Annotated in this window: 17 protein-coding genes; 14 read left to right on the plus strand and 3 right to left on the minus strand. The window is 59.1% G+C overall.

Features of this window, described 5'->3' with window-relative positions; genetic code table 11:
• Positions 1-39: 39 nt before the first annotated feature.
• The 8 genes from E4656_RS18670 to E4656_RS18705 all read left to right on the plus strand — a co-directional run bounded on the left by E4656_RS18670 (position 40) and on the right by E4656_RS18705 (position 9,963).
• Positions 40-528, plus strand: coding sequence for a toxin-activating lysine-acyltransferase (locus E4656_RS18670; RefSeq protein ID WP_135484846.1), 489 nt, complete (start codon positions 40-42; stop codon positions 526-528).
• 99 nt (positions 529-627) lie between these two features.
• The gene (locus E4656_RS18675) at positions 628-906 is read left to right on the plus strand and encodes a hypothetical protein (protein WP_135484847.1); all 279 of its coding nucleotides are present in this window, start codon (positions 628-630) and stop codon (positions 904-906) included.
• 593 nt (positions 907-1,499) lie between these two features.
• Entirely contained in the window at positions 1,500-3,530 is a 2,031-nt protein-coding gene (locus E4656_RS18680) for a peptidase domain-containing ABC transporter (RefSeq protein WP_167856144.1), read from the plus strand.
• Entirely contained in the window at positions 3,520-4,875 is a 1,356-nt protein-coding gene (locus E4656_RS18685; RefSeq protein WP_135484849.1) for a putative HlyD family type I secretion protein, read from the plus strand. Before E4656_RS18680 ends, E4656_RS18685 begins: the two co-directional genes overlap by 11 nt.
• Positions 4,872-6,293, plus strand: coding sequence for a TolC family protein (locus tag E4656_RS18690; protein WP_135484850.1), 1,422 nt, complete (start codon positions 4,872-4,874; stop codon positions 6,291-6,293). The genes E4656_RS18685 and E4656_RS18690 overlap by 4 nt, the downstream gene beginning before the upstream one ends.
• Positions 6,290-7,411, plus strand: coding sequence for a cupin-like domain-containing protein (locus E4656_RS18695; protein ID WP_167856145.1), 1,122 nt, complete (start codon positions 6,290-6,292; stop codon positions 7,409-7,411). The genes E4656_RS18690 and E4656_RS18695 overlap by 4 nt, the downstream gene beginning before the upstream one ends.
• 47 nt (positions 7,412-7,458) lie before the next feature.
• Positions 7,459-8,850, plus strand: a complete 1,392-nt coding sequence (locus E4656_RS18700) for a gluzincin family metallopeptidase (RefSeq protein WP_135484852.1) — start codon at positions 7,459-7,461, stop codon at positions 8,848-8,850.
• 90 nt (positions 8,851-8,940) lie between these two features.
• Entirely contained in the window at positions 8,941-9,963 is a 1,023-nt protein-coding gene (locus E4656_RS18705; RefSeq protein WP_135484853.1) for an Rpn family recombination-promoting nuclease/putative transposase, read from the plus strand.
• A gap of 51 nt (positions 9,964-10,014) precedes the next feature.
• Here the strand turns inward: E4656_RS18705 and E4656_RS18710 are convergent, their stop codons facing one another.
• The gene (locus tag E4656_RS18710; protein ID WP_135484854.1) at positions 10,015-11,511 is read right to left on the minus strand and encodes an aldehyde dehydrogenase; all 1,497 of its coding nucleotides are present in this window, start codon (positions 11,509-11,511) and stop codon (positions 10,015-10,017) included.
• Between the two features lie 270 nt (positions 11,512-11,781).
• Between E4656_RS18710 and aptA the strand changes: the two genes are divergently transcribed.
• Positions 11,782-13,098: an omega-aminotransferase AptA gene (gene aptA, locus E4656_RS18715; protein WP_135484855.1), complete on the plus strand. Its 1,317-nt coding sequence runs from the start codon at positions 11,782-11,784 to the stop codon at positions 13,096-13,098.
• Positions 13,099-13,138: 40 nt separating this feature from the next.
• Complete coding sequence (locus E4656_RS18720) at positions 13,139-14,425, plus strand: NAD(P)/FAD-dependent oxidoreductase (RefSeq protein WP_135484856.1); 1,287 nt, start codon at positions 13,139-13,141, stop codon at positions 14,423-14,425.
• 467 nt (positions 14,426-14,892) lie between these two features.
• Here the strand turns inward: E4656_RS18720 and E4656_RS18725 are convergent, their stop codons facing one another.
• A complete protein-coding gene (locus E4656_RS18725) occupies positions 14,893-15,771 on the minus strand; it encodes a bile acid:sodium symporter family protein (RefSeq protein WP_135484857.1) in 879 nt (292 codons plus the stop codon).
• A 164-nt stretch (positions 15,772-15,935) separates the two neighbouring features.
• Here E4656_RS18725 and glmU point away from each other — a divergent pair, with 164 nt between their 5' ends.
• From glmU to glmS, 4 genes are all read left to right on the plus strand, one after another.
• On the plus strand, positions 15,936-17,324 hold the full coding sequence (gene glmU, locus E4656_RS18730) for a bifunctional UDP-N-acetylglucosamine diphosphorylase/glucosamine-1-phosphate N-acetyltransferase GlmU (protein ID WP_135484858.1): 1,389 nt from the start codon (positions 15,936-15,938) through the stop codon (positions 17,322-17,324).
• 9 nt (positions 17,325-17,333) lie between these two features.
• Positions 17,334-17,969: an HAD family hydrolase gene (locus tag E4656_RS18735; protein WP_135484859.1), complete on the plus strand. Its 636-nt coding sequence runs from the start codon at positions 17,334-17,336 to the stop codon at positions 17,967-17,969.
• A gap of 78 nt (positions 17,970-18,047) precedes the next feature.
• Positions 18,048-18,845 carry a DeoR/GlpR family DNA-binding transcription regulator gene (locus E4656_RS18740; RefSeq protein ID WP_135484860.1) on the plus strand — a complete coding sequence of 266 codons (798 nt, stop codon included), beginning with the start codon at positions 18,048-18,050 and terminating at the stop codon, positions 18,843-18,845.
• 34 nt (positions 18,846-18,879) lie between these two features.
• Positions 18,880-20,700, plus strand: a complete 1,821-nt coding sequence (gene glmS / locus E4656_RS18745) for a glutamine--fructose-6-phosphate transaminase (isomerizing) (RefSeq protein ID WP_135484861.1) — start codon at positions 18,880-18,882, stop codon at positions 20,698-20,700.
• Between the two features lie 101 nt (positions 20,701-20,801).
• Here glmS and E4656_RS18750 read toward each other — a convergent pair whose 3' ends face one another.
• Positions 20,802-21,683 carry a LysR substrate-binding domain-containing protein gene (locus E4656_RS18750; protein WP_135484862.1) on the minus strand — a complete coding sequence of 294 codons (882 nt, stop codon included), beginning with the start codon at positions 21,681-21,683 and terminating at the stop codon, positions 20,802-20,804.
• Positions 21,684-21,762: the final 79 nt, after the last annotated feature.

Genomic DNA, 21,762 nt, shown 5'->3' on the forward strand with positions numbered 1-21,762 from the left:
CTTTGGTAGCAGATCAATCAGGGAAGAAGGGCGCGAACCATGACAACAACGAACGGCAATCAGCACGCCACTCAGGAAAAGCAGCCAATACAACTCAGCCTCTACGAGAGCCTGGGCATGATGATGTGGCTGATGAACCACGCTGATTACCACAGCACCTGGCCGCTGTGGAGTCTGGATCAGGACATTCTGCCGCCGCTGATGCTGGGCCAGTACAAGCTCTATCTGGATGAACAGCAGAACCCGGTGGGTTTTGTGACCTGGGCCTGGTTGGATGACGCCGGGCGGGACATCGTTCTGGAGGGCAAGGCTGTTCCCGGATTCAAAGCCTGGAATGCTGGCGAATATCTGATGGTCAATGATTTTGTAGCGCCCTGGGGGCATGCGAAGTTTATCGCCAATGATTTGAGGGTCATTGTTTTTCCGAATGCCAGAGGCTTTGCATTGCGACGCAATGCAGATGGCTCAATACGGAAAACCTATCTTGGCCATGGCCTAAATGCAGTACCAAATGGCTGTACAACATAAATAACAAAGAATTCAGCGGGTGCGGACACACCCGCCGAATAACCAGCCCTGAAAGACAGAGCTGGTTCCTTCAACCGGAAGATCAAAGGAGAAATGATTATGTCCAAATTGTATGCACAGCACAACCTGATGACGACTGAGCTGGATGCTGCCTACGGCGGTGGTGGTGGCAGTAGCAGTAACACTCAGAGCAATACTGAGGCAGCAAATACAGATGCTCTTCTACAATGTACGGCCGAAGCCACCACTGCCGGATTGATTACAGGTGCAGGGTTCTCTGCAACTGGTCCCGGCTCAATTTTAATTGGAACAGCAACAGGGGCTGCTTATGTATTATCTGGTCAAGGAGCTTGCTCAGATGTTGACTTAAACCCTTAACTATATAGAGCATAAGTTATTTTAATATGCGGCTCTTAATGAGAGCCGCTTCTATTGGAGAGGTTACCATGAAGAGATTGTTTATAAGAGTTTCATCAATTTATGGACAAATGATGGCAATTATAATTTTATTGGGAGAGACGGGAGTGCTATTTGGAGATGTCAATCTTTTTATTTTTACTGTCTTTTTTATTCCGTTATTGATAACCATAGAGGCCATTGTTTACTACACCAAAACCAAGGAAAAAAATCATTAAAGCAACCGGTTGGGCCAATTTAAATGATGCAGTGCGAAAGACATTTAGAAAATAAAATATATTTGAGAGCGGACGATTAATTAGCGAGCCAAGATATTTATGCTCCCAGCAAAACTAAAAGAAGATAGCCTCAATCAGATTGACCAGTCGCTTGCTAACATCGGCGCGGCTAACCGTATCGGATTGTCTGCGCACAAATCAATTGCTAACAAACATATCGCGACTTCGGTATTGATCTCGCTGATCAATGAGTTGAAGACTGTGGAATGCAAAGTCAAGCCAGCCGATGCTGTCCTGGCTCATTTGAAACCGAGTGCCGCACAGACATTTTCATTAGTGGCCTTGTCAGACGAGGGCGATACCTATCTGGTTTCAGCTGAGGAAGATGGATCAGTCACGTTGCGGTCCTATTTCCATATTGATGAAGTGGTAGACGAATTTTCAGGCACTTGGTCAGAGCTGAAAAAAGAGCTGGATCTGTGTTCTGAGGTGCTGGTCATTCAGTACACGGAGTCCACACCGGGCGTGGCCGCGAGCAAATCTGGTGCAAACAGCACTGCTGGCGGTTCCCATTATTCCAGTTCCTATGTCACCGATCACTTTCTGAACCACAAGCGCTATGCCTGGGGCATCATCGGTATCTCCGTGGTGCTGGCCTTGCTTGGGGTGGCGACGCCACTGGGTTTTCAGACCTTTGCCGACAAGATCCTGCCCTATTCAGCCATTAATTCCCTGGTGGTGGTTGTCGTCCTGCTGTTGCTGGCGGCAGTGGCCACCAGTGTGTTTCAGTGTTTTCACGATTATCAGGAAAGTGTGCTGTTCGCCAAATACCAGAACGGGCTGGGCAAGGAGGTGTTCCGGCGCCTGATGGCGATGGATGTGCCCTTCTTTGATCAGCGCAAGGTGGGCGATCTCACCAAGCTGGTGGATCAGGTACAGGAAGCCTCCAACTTTCTGGTGAAGCAGATGCTGTCATCCGTGGTGGCGGTGATCTCGCTGTTGGTGGTGTTGCCGATTCTGTTTGTCTACAGCGTGCAGCTCTCCCTGGTGGTGCTGGCCATCGGTTTCGGGATGGCGTTCACGGTCGGTGTGGCACTGCGGCCCCTGCGCAACCGGGTCAAGCAGGCGTATGGCTATGATGCCAGCTTCCAGTCTGTGCTGATCGAGACGCTGAAAGGCATGCGCACCATCAAGTCGCTGGCCAATGAGTCGCATTTTCGCCATCGCGCCAATACCAGCCTGGAGCACAACCTCTATGGTGGGTTCAATGTTGCACGCTTTAGCAATGTGGTGGGGGCGCTGGTCAACTTCCAGAGTCAGTTGATCACCATTGCGGTAATCTTCTTTGGGGCTCAGGCGGTGTTTGCCCAGCAGATGACGATAGGGCAGCTGATCGCCTTCAACATGCTGGCCAACAATGTGGTCAACCCGCTGGTGTCACTGGTGATGACGGCGCACGGTTGGGAAAACTTCCGGCTGGCACGGCGCAAGCTGGCGGAACTGACGCCCCCGGAGCCGCCGGCACTGCAGCTTTCCGGGTCACAGGTGGATCTGGAAGGCGATATCGAATTCCGCGACCTCTGGTTCCGTTATCCGGTGTCGGCCGACAATCCCGATGAAGATGAGCAGGCTTATGTACTGCGCGATGTCAATCTGACCATTCGCCAGGGCGAGATCATCGGTATTGTGGGCGGCAGCGGTTCGGGCAAGTCGACCCTGGCCAATCTGCTGATGGGCTTCTATGCGCCAACCCGCGGCAAGGTGCTGATCAATGGCCATGATCTGGCGCTGGTCAGCCCGGATACCCTGCGCTCACGTATTTCTTCGGTGCAGCAGACCAGCTTTCTGTTCAATACCTCTGTGGTCGAGAATGTGTATCTGGGCCGTCTGGACTCGGGCCTGGAGGACATTCAGCAGGCGCTGGAAGAGTCAGGCAGTCAGGACTTTGTCGACAGCCTGCCGCAGAAGTTCATGACACCCCTGTCGGAAGATGGCGGCAACCTGTCGGGCGGCCAGCGTCAGCGCCTGGCCATTGCCCGGGCGCTGGTGCGCAACAGTGACATTCTGCTGTTTGACGAGGCCACCAGTGCGCTCGACAACGAAACCGAAGACACCATCAAGGAAACCATCTACGCTGCCTGTCAGGACAAGACCGGTATCATCATCGCGCATCGGCTGAACACCCTGTCCTATTGCGACCGCATAGTCGTCATGCAAGCAGGCACCATAGAAGCGGTGGGCACCCACGACGAATTGCTGCAGTCGGACAACAGCTATCATCGGATGTGGCAATCGATGCTGCGCCGGGATGAAGCCCTGACCGGGATGGGGCTGGAAGGTGATTCCGAGGTGGTCCATGCAGTATAGCTTCCGTGAAGTGCATACCCTGAACCTGCTGCATGACAATGAAGAGTACAGCCGGCGGTTCAACATTCCCATCGATCTGAAACTGATGACCCTGATCATTCTGCTGGTGGTGGGCACCGCCATTACCTGCGGCATCATCTTCAAGGTCGACAAGATTGTGCCCGCGGAGGGGGTGCTGGAGACCCGCGCCCGGTTGTTCGAGGTGCGAGCGGTGGAGTCCGGTCGGGTCAGTGAGGTACTGGTCACGGAAGGGCAGGAGGTTGTCGAGGGCCAGCCGCTGGTGCGTTTTGATTCGCATCTGGTGGCACTGGAAATTGAGCGTCTGCGGCAGGAGAAGCAGACACTGCGGCGCAGCATCTGGACGCGTTATTACGAACTGGAGCCGGTGGCCAACGGCCACCTGATGGAGCACTTCTCGACTCAGCTTGCTGCGCTGGATGATTCGGTCAGTGCTCTCGGTTACCAGACTTATCTGAGGCGGCAACTGGAAGATGTTTTGGCCACGCTGGAGCAGTCACAGCAGGTACTGCAGGCCAATGTGGACACCAGTGAGGAACGACTGCTGATCGCCACCGCCACACGTGACATGGAGGCCGACGAGGTGGCGCGCCTGGGCCGTTTGGTAGAACGCGGTGCAGAGAGTACTGCCAGTCTGGAATCTGCGCGCAAACGCCTGCAGGAACTGGAGGGCAATGTGGTCTCGTTGCGCGGCTCGATCCGCTCGGATCAGGCCGAACTGGCTCGGCTGGCTGTCGAAATGGAACAACGACGCAATGACTTTCGGGTGGAACGTCTGCAACAGATCCAGGATGATCTGGATCAGTACCGGCAGGCGGAGCTCAATCTGGCTCGCCAGCAGCGAATTCTCTCGGAAATGGAGGTGGTCGCACCCTTTGCCGGCCGGGTGGACAATGTGGAAGTGCGAGGCCCGGGTGAAGCGCTGAGTGAAGGGGATGCCCTGGTGCATTTGCGGCCGGCTTTCAACGAGGACGACCTGCAGATCGAAATTGAGATTCCGTCCAACTATGCCGTCTGGGTTGAGCCGGGTATGGAGTTTCGGGCCAGTTCTCTGGGCAACAACCCGGACGATCATGGCTATATTCATGGCCGGGTCGGTTTTGTTTCCAGTTCTTCCGAAGATACAGAAGACGGTCAGCGCCGATATCGCATGCGCGGGGAGATCACCGAGATCAACCTGACCGGGCGCAGTGTTCCGCCAGAGGTATTCCTGCGTCCCGGCCTCCAACTGTCTGTCGAGATCAAGTCCGGCGAGCGTCGTCTGATCAGTTACCTGTTCGACCCGTTCACCAAGCATCTGCGCACCGCCCTGAGCGAGCCTTCATGATGATCGGCAGAAGCAATACTCCGATTGTCTGCCTGTTGCTGGCATCGGTTGGTCTGGCGGATCGCCTGGTGGCAGAACCGGTGCTGCCGGAGATGGACCCCGTCACCTATCTGAACCGAGTCGCCGTGCAGGAGCTGCGCATACTCGAACACCGGGCACGTCAACCTGCCGAAGCGCTGGCGCTGCAACAGGCCGAAGAGTGGTACATCCCGGATCTGACCCTGTCCAGTCGCTGGGAAGACGAAACGCGCCGAGAGCCTGCCACATCCGAGCAGCGCGGTCTCACATCACGTCTGGATTCGGACTGGACCACTCTGCTAGGCACCGAAGTCAATCTGGGTCTGGAATACCAGTACGGTGAACAGGTGAGTGACGTGCCCAGCGGTTTGCCGGAGGATTATCAGGAAAACCAGCAGGTATCCCTCGATATTCAGCAACCTGTCTTGCGTGGGTTTACACCGGCCTTCAATCGCATTCCCATCCAGTTGGCCCGTGAGGACAGAGCCCGCTTTGACAGCCAGGGTGAGCTGCATCAGTTCGAAGCCCAGCGCGACGCGGTGCAGGATCTGATTGAGCTGCAGCGGCTGGCCGACAGAGTACAGGTGGAGCAGGCCTTGCTCACCCACTATGAACACTTGCTGGATACCACCGAAACACTCTGGCTGGAAGGCCAGAGCACAGAGCTGGATGTGGACTTGGCCCGTCTGGATGTCGCGGAACAGGCTGCAGCATCGGCGCGCTCCGAGGCAGAGCTGCAACGACAGCAGCGGCAACTGGGATTGCGCATTCGGGAACCCGTGGCCGTCACACCGCTGGATTCACTGGCGCAGTTGATTGACTGGCTGCAGCCGGTGGAGCAGGTCGAGTTCAGCCCCGGTGATCACCCGGAACTGCAGGTCAGTCTGAGTGAGCAACGCTCGGCCCGGCTGTCGGTCACTCGGGCCGAGCGGGACCACTGGCCTGAAGTGAGCCTGTTCTATCGCTTTGAAAAGGACTATCGGGAAAGCGTGCCTGATCAGGAAACCGAAGCCTTCGGCATTCGTCTGAGTTACGCCTTACGTGATATTGCCACGCGCGAGACCCAGCGCCGCGCCGAAGCTGACCGGGATGCTGCGCAATGGCGCTTGCAGGATGCCCGTGGCCGGCTGCTGGCAGATCGTGATCGCGCTCAGGAGGAACTGGCCGAGACACGTCACGAGATAGCGCTGCTACGTGACGGACTGACATTGAGTGAACAGGCACTGGCTCATGAAGTGGCCCGTTACGAGCAGGGGTTCTCGAGTCTGCTGGATGTCGAGCGGCGGCAGGAAGACCTCCTCAACAGACAGATGGCGTTGCTGGATGCGCAGGCACGTTTGGCGAACGGATTGACGGAATTGGTGTATCTCACTCATCAGGATATCAGGAGATGGTTATGACATTGGCAAAGGACAGAGCAACGCCAGTCGGTGACGGGCAGAAATACCTGGAACAATTTCAGGACCTGCTGGTTCAGGGTTTTGAAAACCCGTTGGGCGAGGAAGGGGATTGTCGGCTCAGGCTGACCGACGGCCCGTCGGAGTGGTCGCTGGATATCTGCTTTTCGGCAGCAGGCCTGCACTTTTCCGGTCCGGACAGCAGTGCGGCATCAGCAGAACTGACCATACCAGTGACAACAGCCCAGCGACTGGTGGAAGACATCGAGACCGTTGATTTCCGGGATCCGGAGATCATGAGCACAGTGCGTCTTGACGGCAACCTCGAGACCATCAACCGCATTGCCAAGGCGCTCTTGCAGCCTTCAAGCGATGCCCTGACGCGCATGAGCGCAGCCACCGAGAAGGCCAGTTCAGCCTACCGGATCAAGGAAGTAGAGCGCGTGGAACGACCGACGGAGCTGGAGCTACTGACTGCCTTGTCCGAGGGTCGACCCATGATTGTGACGGATCCGCCGTTACCCAGGGATTCTCGCCCCTGGACACTGGATCGACTGGCAAATGAATACGGCGATGTCCCCCTGCGGGTGCGTTCAGCAGAGCATCAGGAAACGGTCGCCGAGTTTGTGGCGTCCATGCGTGCTTTCAACGCAGCCAGGGTCGGGAAGATCATCGAGGGGCATACCAAACCCTACACAGAGGGCTGCGCGCTGCCAGAGGCGATGCGCTCGGCGTTTGTGCCGGGGTATTTCAGTCTGCATGATTACATAGAACCGCAGATATGGCTCGGGTCGGTCCCCGTGACCATGCCGGCCAGCACCCTGCATCGCGACCCGATGGACGGGTTTCTCTATCAGATTATGGGCCGCAAGCGTTTGATTCTGTACTCACCGGATCAGGCGCCGCTGCTGTATCCGATGAAGGCCTGGAACAATTACCAGCCCTGCTGGGTGTCGCCGGAGCAGCCTGAATACCAGCGCTTCCCGCGATTCAAGGAGGCACAGCGGCTGGAAGTCATACTGCAGCCCGGCGAGCTTCTGGTGCAGCCGGCCAGTTGGTTTCATGAAGTCTATTGCCTGGACTCGCCCACCTTCTCGGTCAGCTATTTCTATCGCCACTGACAGCAAGGTTCGCAAGAATCACAAAATGGACTCAGGGAGCAGAAGGCATGGACAGCCAATGGCAAATACAGTGTCTTGATATCAGCGAGATGCAGGCCTCTGCCGCACAACTGGAGCAGTGGGCCGGTGAAATCGCCACCGCGATACCGACCGCACTGAAATGCGCTACTCCGGATACACTTCGGCCTTTGATCCGAGAGTATCTCGACCTTGATCAGGCCTTCGAGGCATTGTCTGCGCAGATTACTCTGCAGCGCCTTGAGGGCAGGACCACCAAACAGTCGCAATCGATGCTGGAACGGCTGCAGGCAGACCTCAGTCAAACCCTGATGGCGCAGACGCAACCCCTGCTCAGCGAACTGCAACAGCATTCAGATCACTGGTGCATCGCAATGCCTGAACATCAGACATGGCTAACCAGTCTGCAGCGTTACCGTTGCGATCAACCCGATTTTGCCCAGACACTGCGGACACTGGGTGCGCAATACCAACAGCTTGCCAGCCAACTGCAACCAGAAAAGGGTTCCTGTCGGGCCGCTCTTGCAGATCTGTTGCGGCAGCGCGTTGAGCTGGAAAAGACCGTTCAGGGTGACGGGCTGCCATTGGCGCTCCGTCTGTGGTGCCGGCAAAATGATGTGGACAAGAAACAGCTGACGCGTGTTCTTGAACCGGAGTTCCAGGCGGTACACCACTACATCAGAGAGGTGCAGCATCAAAATGCGCTGAGCTTCTGTACCTTGAATGATTTCAGGGCGTTCGAGCAGGACCGGATGGCGATTCCGGCCATGCTGCCAGAGGACGCCGTGCAACTGATTCTGCAGGCCCTGAATGATCTGAATCCACAAAGCGCCGAGCGCTTGCATCTATTGGTGCAGAAGGGTCGACTGGCCGTGCGGCCATCAGACTCGAACACTGTTCCGCTGTGTCTGGACACACCCATGGGCTCCTGGGTGCGCCTGCCTTACGTGCCCGACCTCTATCACTTGATGCTGCTGATGCATGAACTGGGACATGCCCTGCACCAGGAGCAGCACAGAGCCGCCGGCAATGGCCACATTCCGCTCCCTGCTGTTGAAAGCGAGATGGCAGCGCTCTCGGCCGAGCAGACCCTGGCGCATTGGCTGATGCAGTCTGGAGGCCCGATGGCCGAGCCAGCCGACCATTATTTGCAGTATCAGCGTATGGAAATGGACCACAGACACCGTATGCTGGCGCGCTTTGAACTTGCCCTGCATGACCTGCCGGAGGTAACCGAGCAATCCATCAGCCAGCTGTGGCTCAACGTCAACCAGGCCTTCTATGGTGAAACAATCGAACTACCCGAAGACTTTCAATGGGTCTGGTGTGAGGTTCACCACTTTTTCACAGCCCCTTATTATCTGCTGGCGTATCCCTTGGCAATGCGGAACGCCCAACCCCTGACCGACATGTCTCTGTAATGCGATTTCCGGGCATCGATCTGAACCATAGGGCAGTTTCACTCTTCTCGCTCTGTTTTAGCATGGTGGTAGCACTTCATGGAGGGCCGCATGGCGAGAAGAACTCAGCATGACCACAGCTACCGACTCTTGTTCAGTCAGCCCGAAATGGTGGCAGATCTTCTGCGAGGCTTTGTGGACCAGGCATGGGTTGAAAGCCTGAACATGGAGACCCTGGAGCCGGTAAAGACTGACTTCATTACCCGTCAACTTCAGGAGCGACGGGCCGACTGCCTGTGGCGGGTTCGTTGGCAGGAGGCTGACAGTTGGCTGTATATCTATCTGTTGCTGGAATTCCAGTCCCGGCCTGACCGATGGATGCCCTTGCGCATGCTGACCTATGTCGGTTTGCTCTACCAAATGCTGGTGCAGTCTGGCTCTTTGGGTCGCAGCGACAAACTGCCGCCCGTTCTGCCCATTGTCCTGTACAACGGAGAACCGACCTGGCAGGCAGCTCGGGAGCTGTCGCTCCTGTTGGAGGAACCACCTGAAGGGTTGGCCCTGTTTCAGCCGAACATGCGTTATCTCCTGATCGACGAATCGGACTACAAGCACGAGCCCTTGCCGGAAACCCGGAATCTGGTTTCAGCGTTATTCCGGCTGGAGCACAGTCAGACGACGCAAGACATCCGCTCGGTGTTGGACGCTCTGGTCGAGTGGGTGAGCAGCCCAGAGCAACGCGAGGTCAAACAGGCTTTTGCAGCCTGGATGCAAAAGGTCTTGTTGCCTGCACGGTTGCCGGGAGTAGAATTGAAAGAAATGCAAGGGCTGGACGAGGTGCAGAATATGCTGGAAGAAAGGGTAAGGCGCTGGACGAAGGACTGGAAGCAGCAGGGACTCGAGGAAGGTCGAGAGGAAGGCCGTGAAGAGGGTCGTGAAGAGGGCCGTGAAGAGGGCCGTGAAGAGGGCCGTCTCCTGGGTGAGCGGTTGGTGCTCCAACGCCAGTTGGTTCGCCGATTCGGCGAGCTGGATGCGGACACACTGCAGCGAATTGAACAGGCTGGTGAGGCCGATCTGCAAGAGTGGGCCGACTCCATTCTCGATGCCAGTACGCTGGACGAGGTGTTTCTTTGACTAGGCCAGTCCCTTGGCCGCATTGTGACCGTGCTCAATTACTGGTCTGAGTTACAGCTTGATCCAGGTCGCCTTGACCTCGGAGTACTTGTCGAACGCATGCAGTGACTTGTCGCGGCCATTGCCGGATTGCTTGTAGCCACCGAACGGTGCGGTCATGTCGCCACCGTCATACTGATTGACCCACACCGAGCCGGCCCGCAGGGCGCGGGCGACGCGATGGGCGCGACTGAGGTTGCTGGTCCAGAGGGCAGCGGCAAGGCCATAGATGCTGTCATTGGCGATGCGCACGGCGTCTTCTTCCTGCTTGAAGCGCACAACGGACAATACGGGGCCGAAGATCTCTTCCTTGCAGATGCTCATCTCGGGCTGCACATCCTCGAACACGGTGGGTTCCACATAATAGCCGTCACCGAGGTCGGTCACCCGGTTGCCGCCGGCGGTCAGGCGGGCGCCTTCGCGCTTGCCCTTGTCGATATAGTCGAGCACGCGCTTCAATTGGCCTTCATCGACAATGGGGCCGATATTGGTGTTCGGGTCCAGCGGATTGCCGGGGCGCCAGGTCTTGACCGCCGCGCGTACCTGCTCCATGAAGGCATCGGCGATGCTGTCTTCGACCAGCAGGCGTGAGCCGGCGGTACAGACTTCACCCATATTGAAGAAGATGGCGCTGGCAGCGGCCTTGGCGGCTTCCTCGAGATCCGGCGCATCGGCAAAGACGATATTGGGTGACTTGCCGCCGGCTTCGGTCCAGACCCGCTTCATGTTGGATTCGCCGGCATAGATCATCAACTGCTTGGCGACGCCGGTGGAGCCGGTAAACACCAGGGTGTCAACGTCATTGTGCAGGGCCAGCGCCTTGCCGGCGGTATGACCAAAGCCGGGCACGACATTGAATACGCCGCTGGGCAGCCCGGCCTCTTCGGCCAGGCGGACCAGCTTCAACGCGCTGAGCGGGCTCTTTTCGGACGGCTTGAGCACCACGGAGTTGCCCATGGCCAGGGCCGGCGCCAGCTTCCACGAGGCCATGATCATGGGGAAGTTCCAGGGCACGATGGCGCCCACCACACCGACCGGCTCGCGCGTGACCAGGCCCAGTTCATCGTCGCCAGTCGGCGCGATTTCGTCATACACCTTGTCGATGGCTTCGGCGGTCCAGCGGAAACAATTGGGGGTGGCGCGGGCGTCTATACCCAGCGCATCGCTGATCGGCTTGCCCATGTTCAGAGTATCGGTCAGGGCCAGTTCTTCGGCATTCTGCTCCAGCAGGTCGGCAAAGCGCTGCAGTACCTTCTTGCGCTGGGCCGGTGACTTGCGGCGCCATACGCCCTCGTCGAAGGCGCGGCGGGCGGCTGCAACAGCCAGGTCGATATCGGCGGCATCACAGGCGGCGACATCGGCCAGATGGCGCCGGTCAATCGGGCTGTGGCAGGGGAAGGTCTCGCCGCTGGCGGCGTCTCTCGCCGCGCCGTCAATCCAGGCACGGCCGTCGAAAGTGATCTCTGCTGCGCGTTGGGTCCAGTAGTCCAGTGTCCTGGTAGTGGCCATGAAGCTGCCTCGTTGCCGGTAACGAAAATGATGTGCCTACAGTAGCTCAGGTGGGGAGAATAATTCAATATATCGAACACTTGCACAGAACGGCATATGGGTCCTCGGCAGCGCCGCCTTGCAGACACTCGCCGCTCCGCTCCAACAGGTTATACAACCTCTTTCGGTGGCTGCAGGAGATCAGATGCGAGCCGCCAAAACGGTTGATGTTTGGTAATTTTTACATAGACTGGTGGCCTCAGGTGTTCAATATTTAATACAGGTGCTCTTATGGTTGCACAGCCCCCCGTCTCTACCGATTCGTTCTGGATGCCGTTTACGGCCAATCGCCAGTACAAGGCCGAACCGCGCATGCTGGTGGCTGCGGAAGGCATGTGGTATCAGCGTCATGACGGCACCCGCATCCTGGATGGCACTGCCGGCCTGTGGTGTACCAACGCCGGTCATGGCCGGGCAGCCATCACCCGGGCGGTGAGCGAGCAGATCCATACCATGGATTATGCGCCGCCGTTTCAGATGGGACACCCCCCGGCCTTCGAACTGGCCCAGCGCCTGGTCGGGCACACGCCGGAAGGGCTGAATCAGGTGTTTTTCACCAATTCCGGCTCGGAGTCGGCGGATACTGCCCTGAAAATTGCCCTGGCCTATCAGCGTGCACGCGGCCAGCACCAGCGCACGCGGCTGATCGGACGCGACAAGGGCTATCATGGTGTGGGCTTTGGCGGTATTTCCGTCGGTGGCATGGGCAACAACCGCCGTGCCTTCCCGGTCCAGTTGCCCGGGGTGGATCACCTGCCACATACCCTGCTGCCGGAAGCCGCCTTCAGCCGGGGCATGCCGGAGCAGGGGGCGCATCTGGCCGACGCACTGGAGGACATTCTGGCGCTGCACGGGCCGGAGAATGTGGCGGCTGTCATGGTGGAACCCATGGCCGGTTCGGGCGGGGTCATCATTCCGCCCAGAGGCTATCTGCAGCGGCTGCGCGAAATTACTCTCAAGCACGACATTCTGCTGATCTTCGATGAGGTCATCACCGGTTTTGGTCGCGTGGGCGAAGCCTTTGCTGCCAACCGCCTCGGGGTAACGCCGGACATGATCACTGCCGCCAAGGGGCTGACCAATGGCGCCATTCCGATGGGTGCGGTTTTTGTTTCCGACACCATCCATGAAGCCTTCATGCAGGGGCCGGAAGAGGCCATCGAGCTGTTCCACGGTTACACCTACTCCGGGCATCCGGTAGCGGCTGCGGCCGGCCTGGCCTCGCTGGATATCTATGAACAGGAAGACTTGTTCCAGCGCGCGCTGGAACTGGAAGCCTACTGGGAGGACGCCCTGCACAGCCTGCGTGACCTGCCCAATGTGAAAGACATCCGCAATATGGGGCTGGTGGGTGCCGTTGAACTGGAGGCGGACGACAAGCCGGGCGCGCGCGGTTATCGGGTGTACCGTCACTGCTTCTGGGAAAGCAATGCGCTGGTGCGCTGCAGCGTCGATACCATTGCGCTGTCGCCACCCCTGATCATCAGCCAGGACGAAATAGATCAGTTGGTTGCCGCGCTGAAAAAATCCATTCTGGCAGCGGCTTGAGCGCCGCTGCACATCGACGCCGATTGAAGGACATCCGGACATGAGCCGTACCGAACACACCACCTCCTATTACGCTGCCACAGCCCATGCGGCACCAGAGCGGCCCCCGTTGCGCGCCGATATGGACACGGATGTCTGCATTATCGGCGCCGGCTATACCGGGCTGTCCACCGCGCTGCATCTGGTCGAAGCGGGCTTCCGGGTGGTGGTGCTGGAAGCCGCCCGGGTGGGCTGGGGGGCCTCGGGGCGCAATGGCGGCCAGCTGATCAACAGCTACAGCCGCGATATCGATGTGATCGAGCGTCAGCATGGCGCCGATACAGCCAAAATGCTGGGCAGCATGGCCTTCGAGGGCGCCGATATCATCCGTGATCGTATCGAAAAGTACCGCATTGATTGTGACTATCGACCGGGCGGCCTGTTTGCCGCGTTCAATAGCAAGCAGATGGCCGAACTGGAAGCGCGCCAGCAACTGTGGGCGCGCTACGGGCACAAACAGACCGAACTGTTGGACACCGCCACGGTGCGCACGCGGATCAGCAGCGACCGCTATGCCGGGGCGCTGCTGGATCATCGCAGCGGCCATATTCACCCGCTGAATCTGGCGCTGGGTGAAGCGGCGGCCATAGAGTCGCTGGGCGGACAGATATTCGAAGACAGCCGGGTGGCCGTTATCGAACGCCTGCCGCGCCCGGTGGTGACCACGGAGAACGGCAGCCGGGTAACCGCCGACTACCTGGTGATTGCGGGCAACGCCTATCTCGGCGGTCTGGTGCCGGAACTGTCCGCCCGTTCCATGCCCTGCGGTACCCAGATCGTGACCACCGAAGTGCTGGGCGAAGCCCGAGCCCGGGAGCTGATTGCCAACCTTGAATGTGTGGAAGACTGCAACTACAAGCTGGACTACTACCGGATGACCGGTGATTTCCGGCTGCTGTACGGGGGTGGGGTGTCCTACGGTGGTGGTGATCCGGCTTCGATAGAGGCGTTTCTGCGCCCGCGGCTGGAGAAGACCTTTCCGCAGTTGCAGGGGGTCAAGCTGGACTATGCCTGGGGCGGAGACTTTCTGCTCACGGTCAGCCGGTTGCCGCAGGTGGGTCGCCTGACGCCGAGCATATTCTATGCGCAAGGCTACAGTGGCCACGGGGTCACGACCACGCATCTGATCGGCAAGCTGGTGAGCGAGACCCTGAAAGGTCAAGCAGAGCGTTTTGATGCCTTCGGCACCGTGCGTCATATGCCATTCCCCGGCGGCCGGGCCTTCCGCAAGCCCTACACCGCGCTCGGCGCCTTCTTCTATGAACTGCGGGACCGGCTGGGGGTTTGAGACCCTCAACCTGTAGCGAGGGACGCAAGTCCCGACCGGGGCCGCAGGCCCCGAACAAGGGCGGCTGTGCCGCCCATCGCGACTCGCGTCGCTCGCTACAACAGAGGCAGGGCGGTCCGACGTATCGGGTCTTGCTCAAGGGCCACTGCCTACAATATAAGCCTACGTTGCGGGCGGGCTGGGGAGGCGTTGATGGCGCGGCCACCGCGTGGTGGTACCCTGATCCGCAGACCGTCTGCGCACAGGGATGTGCGCAGTCGAGCTGTCATGGACAAAAACGCCGAGAGCGTTTTTGCACGAGCGCAGCGAGCCCGGAGGGTCAGGCCCAAGGACGGGCCTGATACGACGTTTTTGCGTGTCTGCGGTCAGGGTACCCCACAGAGGTGGCTTTCCTCAGGTCTGAACAGTCCACCCCCAAGGCCAGGGCATCGCGCACGGGGTGCGCTCCTACAGGCACCCCACCAACCTCAAGCCGCTTCGGCGGCCTGCGGGTCTCCGACGCGGCGGAAGATCACCAGCGCCAGGCCGGCAAACACGAACATGATGATCGAGTAGAACATCGGTGCGATCGTGGTCTCCGGAATACCCAGAATGGTCGCCGTCACCAGCAGTGCCGTGGTGCCGTTCTGCAGCCCGATCTCGAACGACAGCGTGCGCCGCCCGGCTTCGGTCACATTGGCAATGCGCGCCAGGCCATAACCACCGGCAAAGGCCAGCGCCACCAGCAGCGTCGTTACCGGCGCCATGGACCAGAAGTTGGCGACAAAGATGTCCCAGGTCTGTGCCACGATACCCGCAATGATGATGAACAGCGTCGCCAGACTGAAGATCTGCACCGGTGTCATCAGCTTTTCCGCCACATTCGGCGCCCAGCGGCGTACTGCCATACCCAGGGCTACCGGCACAAAGGTAATGGCCACCAGTTGGATAATGGTCTCGACCAGCGGAATCTGGATCTGGCCCGGGTCGATCACGTTCAGGAACCAGGCCGCCAGCAGCGGAATCGAGAACGGCGTGATCAGGCTGATAATGGCCGTCAGCGTAATGCTGGCCGCCACTTCACCCTTGGCCAGAAAGGTAAACAGGTTGGAGGTTGCACCACCCGGAGCCAGCGCAATGATCAGGAAGCCGGCTGCAACCAGCGGACTGGCGAAGGGGTAGATCCAGATCAGCAGCAACGCGATCAGCGGCAGCAGAATCAACTGCCCACCCAGGCCGGTCAGTACTGTGCGCGGGTACTTGATCACGTTGGCAAAATCACGCAGTTGCAGGCTGAGACCAATCCCGGCCATGACCACGAACAGAGAGAGCGGCAATACAATTGCCGAGAGTACCGAGCTTTCCATAGTGAAAGTCCTTTTGCTGGTTAATTTTTTTTTATGTCTCGAATCAGGTTAGCACAGCCCGCAAACACTGTCCGGGTTTCGCCGTTATCGGGCGGGCATAGGCAGACCGACTGTCACAACGTACAATATCCGCCTTTCCATCAGCCACGCAAGACAGGTTCCGCATGACGGCCACGCCTTCAGCCCCCACCCATATTGTCATCCTGGCCGCCGGTCAGGGTTCCCGCATGAAGTCCGAACTGCCCAAGGTCTGCCACCCGCTGGCCGGTGAACCCTTGATTCGTCATGTGGTGCGCACCGCCAGTGCACTGGGTCAGCGCATTACTGTGGTCGTCGGCCATGGTGCCGACACCGTGCAGGCCGCCCTGGCCGATATCGAAGCAGATCTGCAGTTTGTGCAGCAGACCGAACAACTGGGCACCGGGCATGCCGTCATGCAGGCGCTGCCGCATATTCGGGCCGAAGAACGGGTACTGGTGCTGTACGGTGATGTGCCGCTGATTCGCCCGGAAACTCTGCAGCCGTTGCTGGCGCCAGAGCAGCAGCAGGCCCTGACCCTGCTCACGGTTACTCTGGCCGACCCCACCGGTTATGGCCGCATCCAGCGTGATGATGCAAAGGCCATCGTCGGCATTGTCGAACAGAAGGATGCCTCGCCGGCGCAGCAGGCCATCAACGAGATCAATACCGGCTTTGTTGCCGTGCCGGGCAAGCGCCTGCACGACTGGCTGCCCCGCCTGCGCAATGACAATGCCCAGGGCGAGTACTACCTGACCGACCTGGTGGCGCTGGCCGTGGCTGATGGCGTGCCGGTGCAGGCCGTACAGCCGCCGGATATCGACGAAACCCTGGGTGTGAACAACCGGGTGCAACTGGCAGTACTGGAGCGCCGCTGCCAGCAGCAGCGGGCGGAAGAACTGATGCTGGCGGGGGTCACGCTGGCCGACCCGGCCCGGGTGGATCTGCGTCGCCGCGTCACCGTGGGTCAGGACAGCGAGATCGACATCAATGTGGTGCTGGACAATGTACAGCTGGGGGAGCGGGTTCGCATCGGCCCCAACTGCGTCATTCGCAATGCCACCCTGGGCAATGGCACCGAAGTGCTGCCCAACAGCGTGATCGAGGATGCCGCAGTCGGACAGCATTGCCAGGTTGGGCCCTTCGCCCGGCTGCGCCCCGAGACCAGGCTCGACGATGGCGCCAAGGTCGGCAACTTTGTCGAGGTCAAGAAGGCCACCATAGAGGCCGGCGCCAAGGTCAATCACCTGACCTATATCGGTGATGCCCGGGTCGGTGCCGGTGCCAATATCGGTGCTGGCACCATCACCTGCAACTATGATGGCGCCAACAAGCACCATACGGACATCGGAGTCGGCGCCTTTGTCGGCTCCAACAGCACCCTGGTGGCCCCGGTGCGCGTCGAGGATGGCGCCTTTATCGGGGCCGGCTCGGTGATCACCAAGGATGCTCCGGCCGACCAGCTTACCCTGTCGCGCAGTCGCCAGCTGACTCTGTCCAGTTGGCGGCGGCCGGTAAAGAAACCCCGTAGTTGAGCCATATTGATGACCTATAGTGCTGTACTCTTTGATTGTGATGGCGTGCTGATCGATTCCGAAACCATCGCCACCCGTTCTCTGCACCGTTCCCTGTTGCGCCTCGGTCTGGACTATTCCGAAGACGAGGTCGGCCGTACCTTCACCGGCCACAGCTGGCCGGACTGCATGAAGATGATCGAAGCCAGTCTGGGTGGTGCACTGCCGGACTCCTTCATGACCGACAACGAACAGTTCTTCAATGCCGCGCTGCGCGCCGAACTGACCACCATGGACGGCATCGAGCGGGTGCTGGACCGGCTTGATCGCCCCTTTGCCCTGGTCACCAATTCGCGGCGCAACGAGCTGGACATGAAGCTGGAAGTCTCCGGCCTGGATGCCTTTTTCCCGGCCGCCCACCGCTTCGATGCTGAAACCCTGGGCGTGGCCAAGCCGGACCCGGCCATCTACCAGCAGGCTGCGGCCGCCATGAAGGTCGATATCCGCGACTGCCTGGTGCTGGAAGACAGCTTGCCTGGCCTGACCGCCGCCAGCCGGGCCGGGGCGACCGTCTGGGCCTACCGGCCCCTGGTGTCGGCGGCCCAGATGGCCGAGCTGAGCATCGCCCGAACGCTGGAGCACTGGGATGAGTTTGATCTGAGCTAGTCGAACCATTCGATGGCTTGCATTTATCTTTCGGATCGATAGAATAAGTTTCGTTTCGAAATTTAAATGGCGATCAGCATGGCCAAACGTAACACCCAACAGCGGCGGCGCACTATCGTCGAACTGGTCTCGGACCAGGGCGAAGTCAGTGTAGAGGCACTCGCCCGCCGCTTTGGCACCTCCGAAGTCACCATCCGCAAGGACCTTGCCGAACTGGAACAGAATGGCCTGCTGCTGCGTCGTTATGGCGGCGCCGTGCCCATGCCGGGCGATATGGTGCCGGACCCATCGGAAGAAAAAGTTTCAGAACGAAAGAAACTGCTGGCGCACGCCGCCGCCGAGCTGATTCAGGACCATAACCGGCTGATCATCGACAGCGGCAGCACCACGGCGGCTCTGTTGCCAAAACTGTCGCATCGACAGGGGCTGGTGGTCATGACCAATGCGCTGGATGTGGCCAATGCCCTGCGCGAACTGGAAAACGAACCCACCCTGCTGATGACAGGCGGCACCTGGGATGCGCGCTCGGAGAGTTTTCAGGGGCAACTGGCGGAACAGGTACTGCGGGCGTTCAACTTTGATCAGCTGTTTATCGGCGCCGATGGCCTGGATCTCGAGCGCGGCACCACCACCTTCAACGAACTGGTCACGCTGAGCCGGGTCATGGCCGAAGTGGCGCGCGAAGTCATCGTCATGGCCGAATCCTCCAAGCTGGGCCGGCGCATTCACAACCTTGAATTGCCCTGGGCGACCGTCTCGGTGCTGATCACCGATGCCGACTGCCCGGATGATGCCGTGCGTCGACTGGAAGCACAGGGCGTTCGGGTTATACGGGCCGGGCTGGACACCGCAGTGCCGTTGTCCGAAATCGCCTGACCACCCACAGAATCAAATTGCAGGAGAACAGAACATGTGTGGCATCGTAGGCGCAGTGGCGCAAAGGGATGTGGCGGACATACTGCAGGAAGGCCTGCGTCGCCTGGAGTATCGGGGTTATGACAGCGCCGGCATGGCCGTGATCAACAGCGACGGCCGGTGTGCCAGCCACCGTCGGGTGGGCAAGGTCAGCGAGCTGGGAACAGCCCTGACCGAGCAGCCGCTGCCGGGTGGTATCGGTATTGCGCACACCCGCTGGGCCACGCATGGCACGCCGACCGAAGACAATGCGCACCCGCATTTCAGTGGCCGCATTGCCGTGGTCCACAACGGCATCATCGAGAACTTCCAGTCCCTGCGGGATCAGTTGCAGGCCCGTGGCTACCGCTTTCAATCGCAGACCGACACCGAAGTGATCGCGCACCTGGTAGCCGATCTGCGCAGCCAGCATGACACCCTGCTCGATGCGGTGCTGGCGGCACGCAAGCTGCTGCACGGCGCCTATGGCACCGCCATCATGGACACCGAGGACCCGGACGTCCTGGTGGTCGCACGCTCCGGTTCGCCATTGGTGATCGGGCACGGCATCGGGGAAAACTTTGTGGCCTCCGATCAACTGGCGCTGTTGCCGGTCACCCGCCAGTTCCAGTATCTGGAAGAGGGCGATGTGGCCGAGGTGACGCGCACCGGCGTGCGCATCATGGACGTCGACGACCAGCCGGTGGAGCGCCCGATACAGGAAAGCAACCTGCAGCATGATGCCGGCGACAAGGGCCCCTACCGCCACTTCATGCTGAAAGAGATTCACGAACAGCCCTATGCACTGCGCCAGACCCTGGAAGGCCGACTGCAGGGTGATACCGTGGTGGCCGAGGCCTTCGGCGCGCACAGTCTGGACATATTGTCGCAGGTGAAGGCCGTGCAGATCATTGCCTGTGGCACCTCCTATCATGCGGGCATGGTGGCGCGTTACTGGTTCGAAGAGGTGGTCGGGATTCCCTGTCAGGTCGAGATCGCCTCCGAGTTCCGCTATCGCAAATCCGTGGTGCTGCCCGACAGTTTGCTGGTGACCATCTCCCAATCCGGCGAAACGGCCGACACCCTGGCGGCCCTGCGCCTGGCCAAGGATCTGGGCTACATGTCATCACTGACCATCTGCAACTCGCCCGGCTCGTCTCTGGTGCGGGAAAGTGATCTGGCCTACATGATGCGCGCCGGCGCCGAGATCGGCGTCGCCTCTACCAAGGCCTTTACCGTGCAACTGGTCGGCCTGCTGCTGCTGGCGCTGAGCATCGGCAAGCAGCGCGGCCTGGACATCACTGACATTGCTCTGGCGTTGCGCGAACTGCCCGGCCAGGTCGAGCAGGCGCTGCTGCTGGCGCCCGACATCGAAAAGCTGGCGGAAGACTTTGCACACAAACAGCATGCCCTGTTTCTGGGGCGGGGCAGTCAGTACCCCATCGCCATGGAGGGCGCGCTGAAGCTCAAGGAGATCTCCTATATCCACGCCGAGGCGTACGCTGCCGGTGAACTCAAGCATGGCCCGCTGGCGCTGATCGACGAAGAAATGCCCACCATCGTGGTCGCACCCAACAACGAGCTGCTGGAAAAACTGAAATCCAACATGGAAGAAGTGCGCACTCGCGGCGGGCAGCTCTATGTGTTTGCTGATGCCGATGCCGGTGTGGTCTCGGAACCCGGCATCAGCGTGATTCCGGTACCCCATGTGTGCAATCTGTTGGCGCCCATTGTCTACACCATTCCGTTGCAGCTGCTGTCCTACTATGTGGCCCTGATCAAGGGCACGGATGTGGACCAGCCGCGCAACCTGGCCAAGTCCGTTACCGTGGAGTGACTATCTGCGGATCTGACCAGTCTCTGTGGGAGAAAAATTGAGTCGGGGCCTTTGGACCCTGCCCGACTCAACGATTGGCTATTGGAAGACTGATTTGCGACCTATTGCGACAAGATTTCCTGAGCTACTTCTCCCACATGTTTTGCAAACGCGCGCAGCGTTAGGGCGCGAGACGGCTGCTTGAGATGAGCAAGCATGAAACGATGTCTGGCTGATGCCGTAAACGGCCTGCAGGTAAGGCCGTCAGTCGCTTCGGCACGAGCCAGAAGCGAATTGGCAATCGTCAAGCCGACCCCCTCCCGCACAAAGCTGCAGGCAGCACTGACTGCCTGGGTCTCGACAAGGACAGTCGGGGAAATGCCTGCCTGAAGAAAAATCTGATCGAGCTGCACTCTGAATGGTCGATTGCGACCCAGAAGAATCAGTTTCTCTGAGCCGAGGTCAACAGGGGATATCTCCTGTTTGGATGCCAGCGGATGATCCTTTCTCAAAACAACATCGGTTCCCACAGTTGCAAGATCTATTAGATCGAGTGCGGGGTGGTCTACCGGTGCCTTGACAAACCCCAGGTCGATCCGCCCGGACGCGACAGCACCGACTGTCTCGTAGTAGGACATGATTTCAGCAACAAATTTCTGACGAGGGTTCTCCTCAAGCAAGCGTCTTACCGCCGGACCGAACAGGCGCGTTACTACACCGGCAGGAGCTGCAACTCGCAGTGGCAAAGCCGTCCGATTTACCTTGGAGTACAGGCCCTCAACGCTCGCCAGGGTGCGATCGATATCAGGCAATATCAATTCGGCGGATTCACGCGGTCTGAGACGCCCGTTGACTCGCATGAAGAGCCGTTCACCCGTGATTTCTTCCAGTTCACTGAGCAGCCTGCTAACTGATGGCTGAGAGACACCCATGAGTTTTGCTGCATCGACCGTGGATCCGGTTTGCATGACCGCTCTGAATGCCCGTAAGTGGCGCAGCTCCATGTATTTGCCTCACGAATAGACTTATTAAATTTATCATAAGGTTGCAAAGATTTTGACCAATGTCCATTCTCAAGACAAA

Origin of the sequence: Natronospirillum operosum, assembly GCF_004768465.1 — a bacterium.
GTDB classification, from domain to species: domain Bacteria; phylum Pseudomonadota; class Gammaproteobacteria; order Pseudomonadales; family Natronospirillaceae; genus Natronospirillum; species Natronospirillum operosum.

Bases quoted from the DNA above. Each gene is read 5' to 3' on its own strand.
- E4656_RS18670 (WP_135484846.1), top strand. From the start codon at position 40: ATGACAACAACGAACGGCAATCAGCACGCCACTCAGGAAAAGCAGCCA.
- E4656_RS18675 (WP_135484847.1), top strand. From the start codon at position 628: ATGTCCAAATTGTATGCACAGCACAACCTGATGACGACTGAGCTGGAT.
- E4656_RS18685 (WP_135484849.1), top strand. From the start codon at position 3,520: ATGCAGTATAGCTTCCGTGAAGTGCATACCCTGAACCTGCTGCATGAC.
- E4656_RS18690 (WP_135484850.1), top strand. From the start codon at position 4,872: ATGATGATCGGCAGAAGCAATACTCCGATTGTCTGCCTGTTGCTGGCA.
- E4656_RS18695 (WP_167856145.1), top strand. From the start codon at position 6,290: ATGACATTGGCAAAGGACAGAGCAACGCCAGTCGGTGACGGGCAGAAA.
- E4656_RS18700 (WP_135484852.1), top strand. From the start codon at position 7,459: ATGGACAGCCAATGGCAAATACAGTGTCTTGATATCAGCGAGATGCAG.
- E4656_RS18705 (WP_135484853.1), top strand. From the start codon at position 8,941: ATGGCGAGAAGAACTCAGCATGACCACAGCTACCGACTCTTGTTCAGT.
- E4656_RS18710 (WP_135484854.1), bottom strand. From the start codon at position 11,511: ATGGCCACTACCAGGACACTGGACTACTGGACCCAACGCGCAGCAGAG.
- aptA (WP_135484855.1), top strand. From the start codon at position 11,782: ATGGTTGCACAGCCCCCCGTCTCTACCGATTCGTTCTGGATGCCGTTT.
- E4656_RS18720 (WP_135484856.1), top strand. From the start codon at position 13,139: ATGAGCCGTACCGAACACACCACCTCCTATTACGCTGCCACAGCCCAT.
- E4656_RS18725 (WP_135484857.1), bottom strand. From the start codon at position 15,771: ATGGAAAGCTCGGTACTCTCGGCAATTGTATTGCCGCTCTCTCTGTTC.
- glmU (WP_135484858.1), top strand. From the start codon at position 15,936: ATGACGGCCACGCCTTCAGCCCCCACCCATATTGTCATCCTGGCCGCC.
- E4656_RS18735 (WP_135484859.1), top strand. From the start codon at position 17,334: ATGACCTATAGTGCTGTACTCTTTGATTGTGATGGCGTGCTGATCGAT.
- E4656_RS18740 (WP_135484860.1), top strand. From the start codon at position 18,048: ATGGCCAAACGTAACACCCAACAGCGGCGGCGCACTATCGTCGAACTG.
- glmS (WP_135484861.1), top strand. From the start codon at position 18,880: ATGTGTGGCATCGTAGGCGCAGTGGCGCAAAGGGATGTGGCGGACATA.
- E4656_RS18750 (WP_135484862.1), bottom strand. From the start codon at position 21,683: ATGGAGCTGCGCCACTTACGGGCATTCAGAGCGGTCATGCAAACCGGA.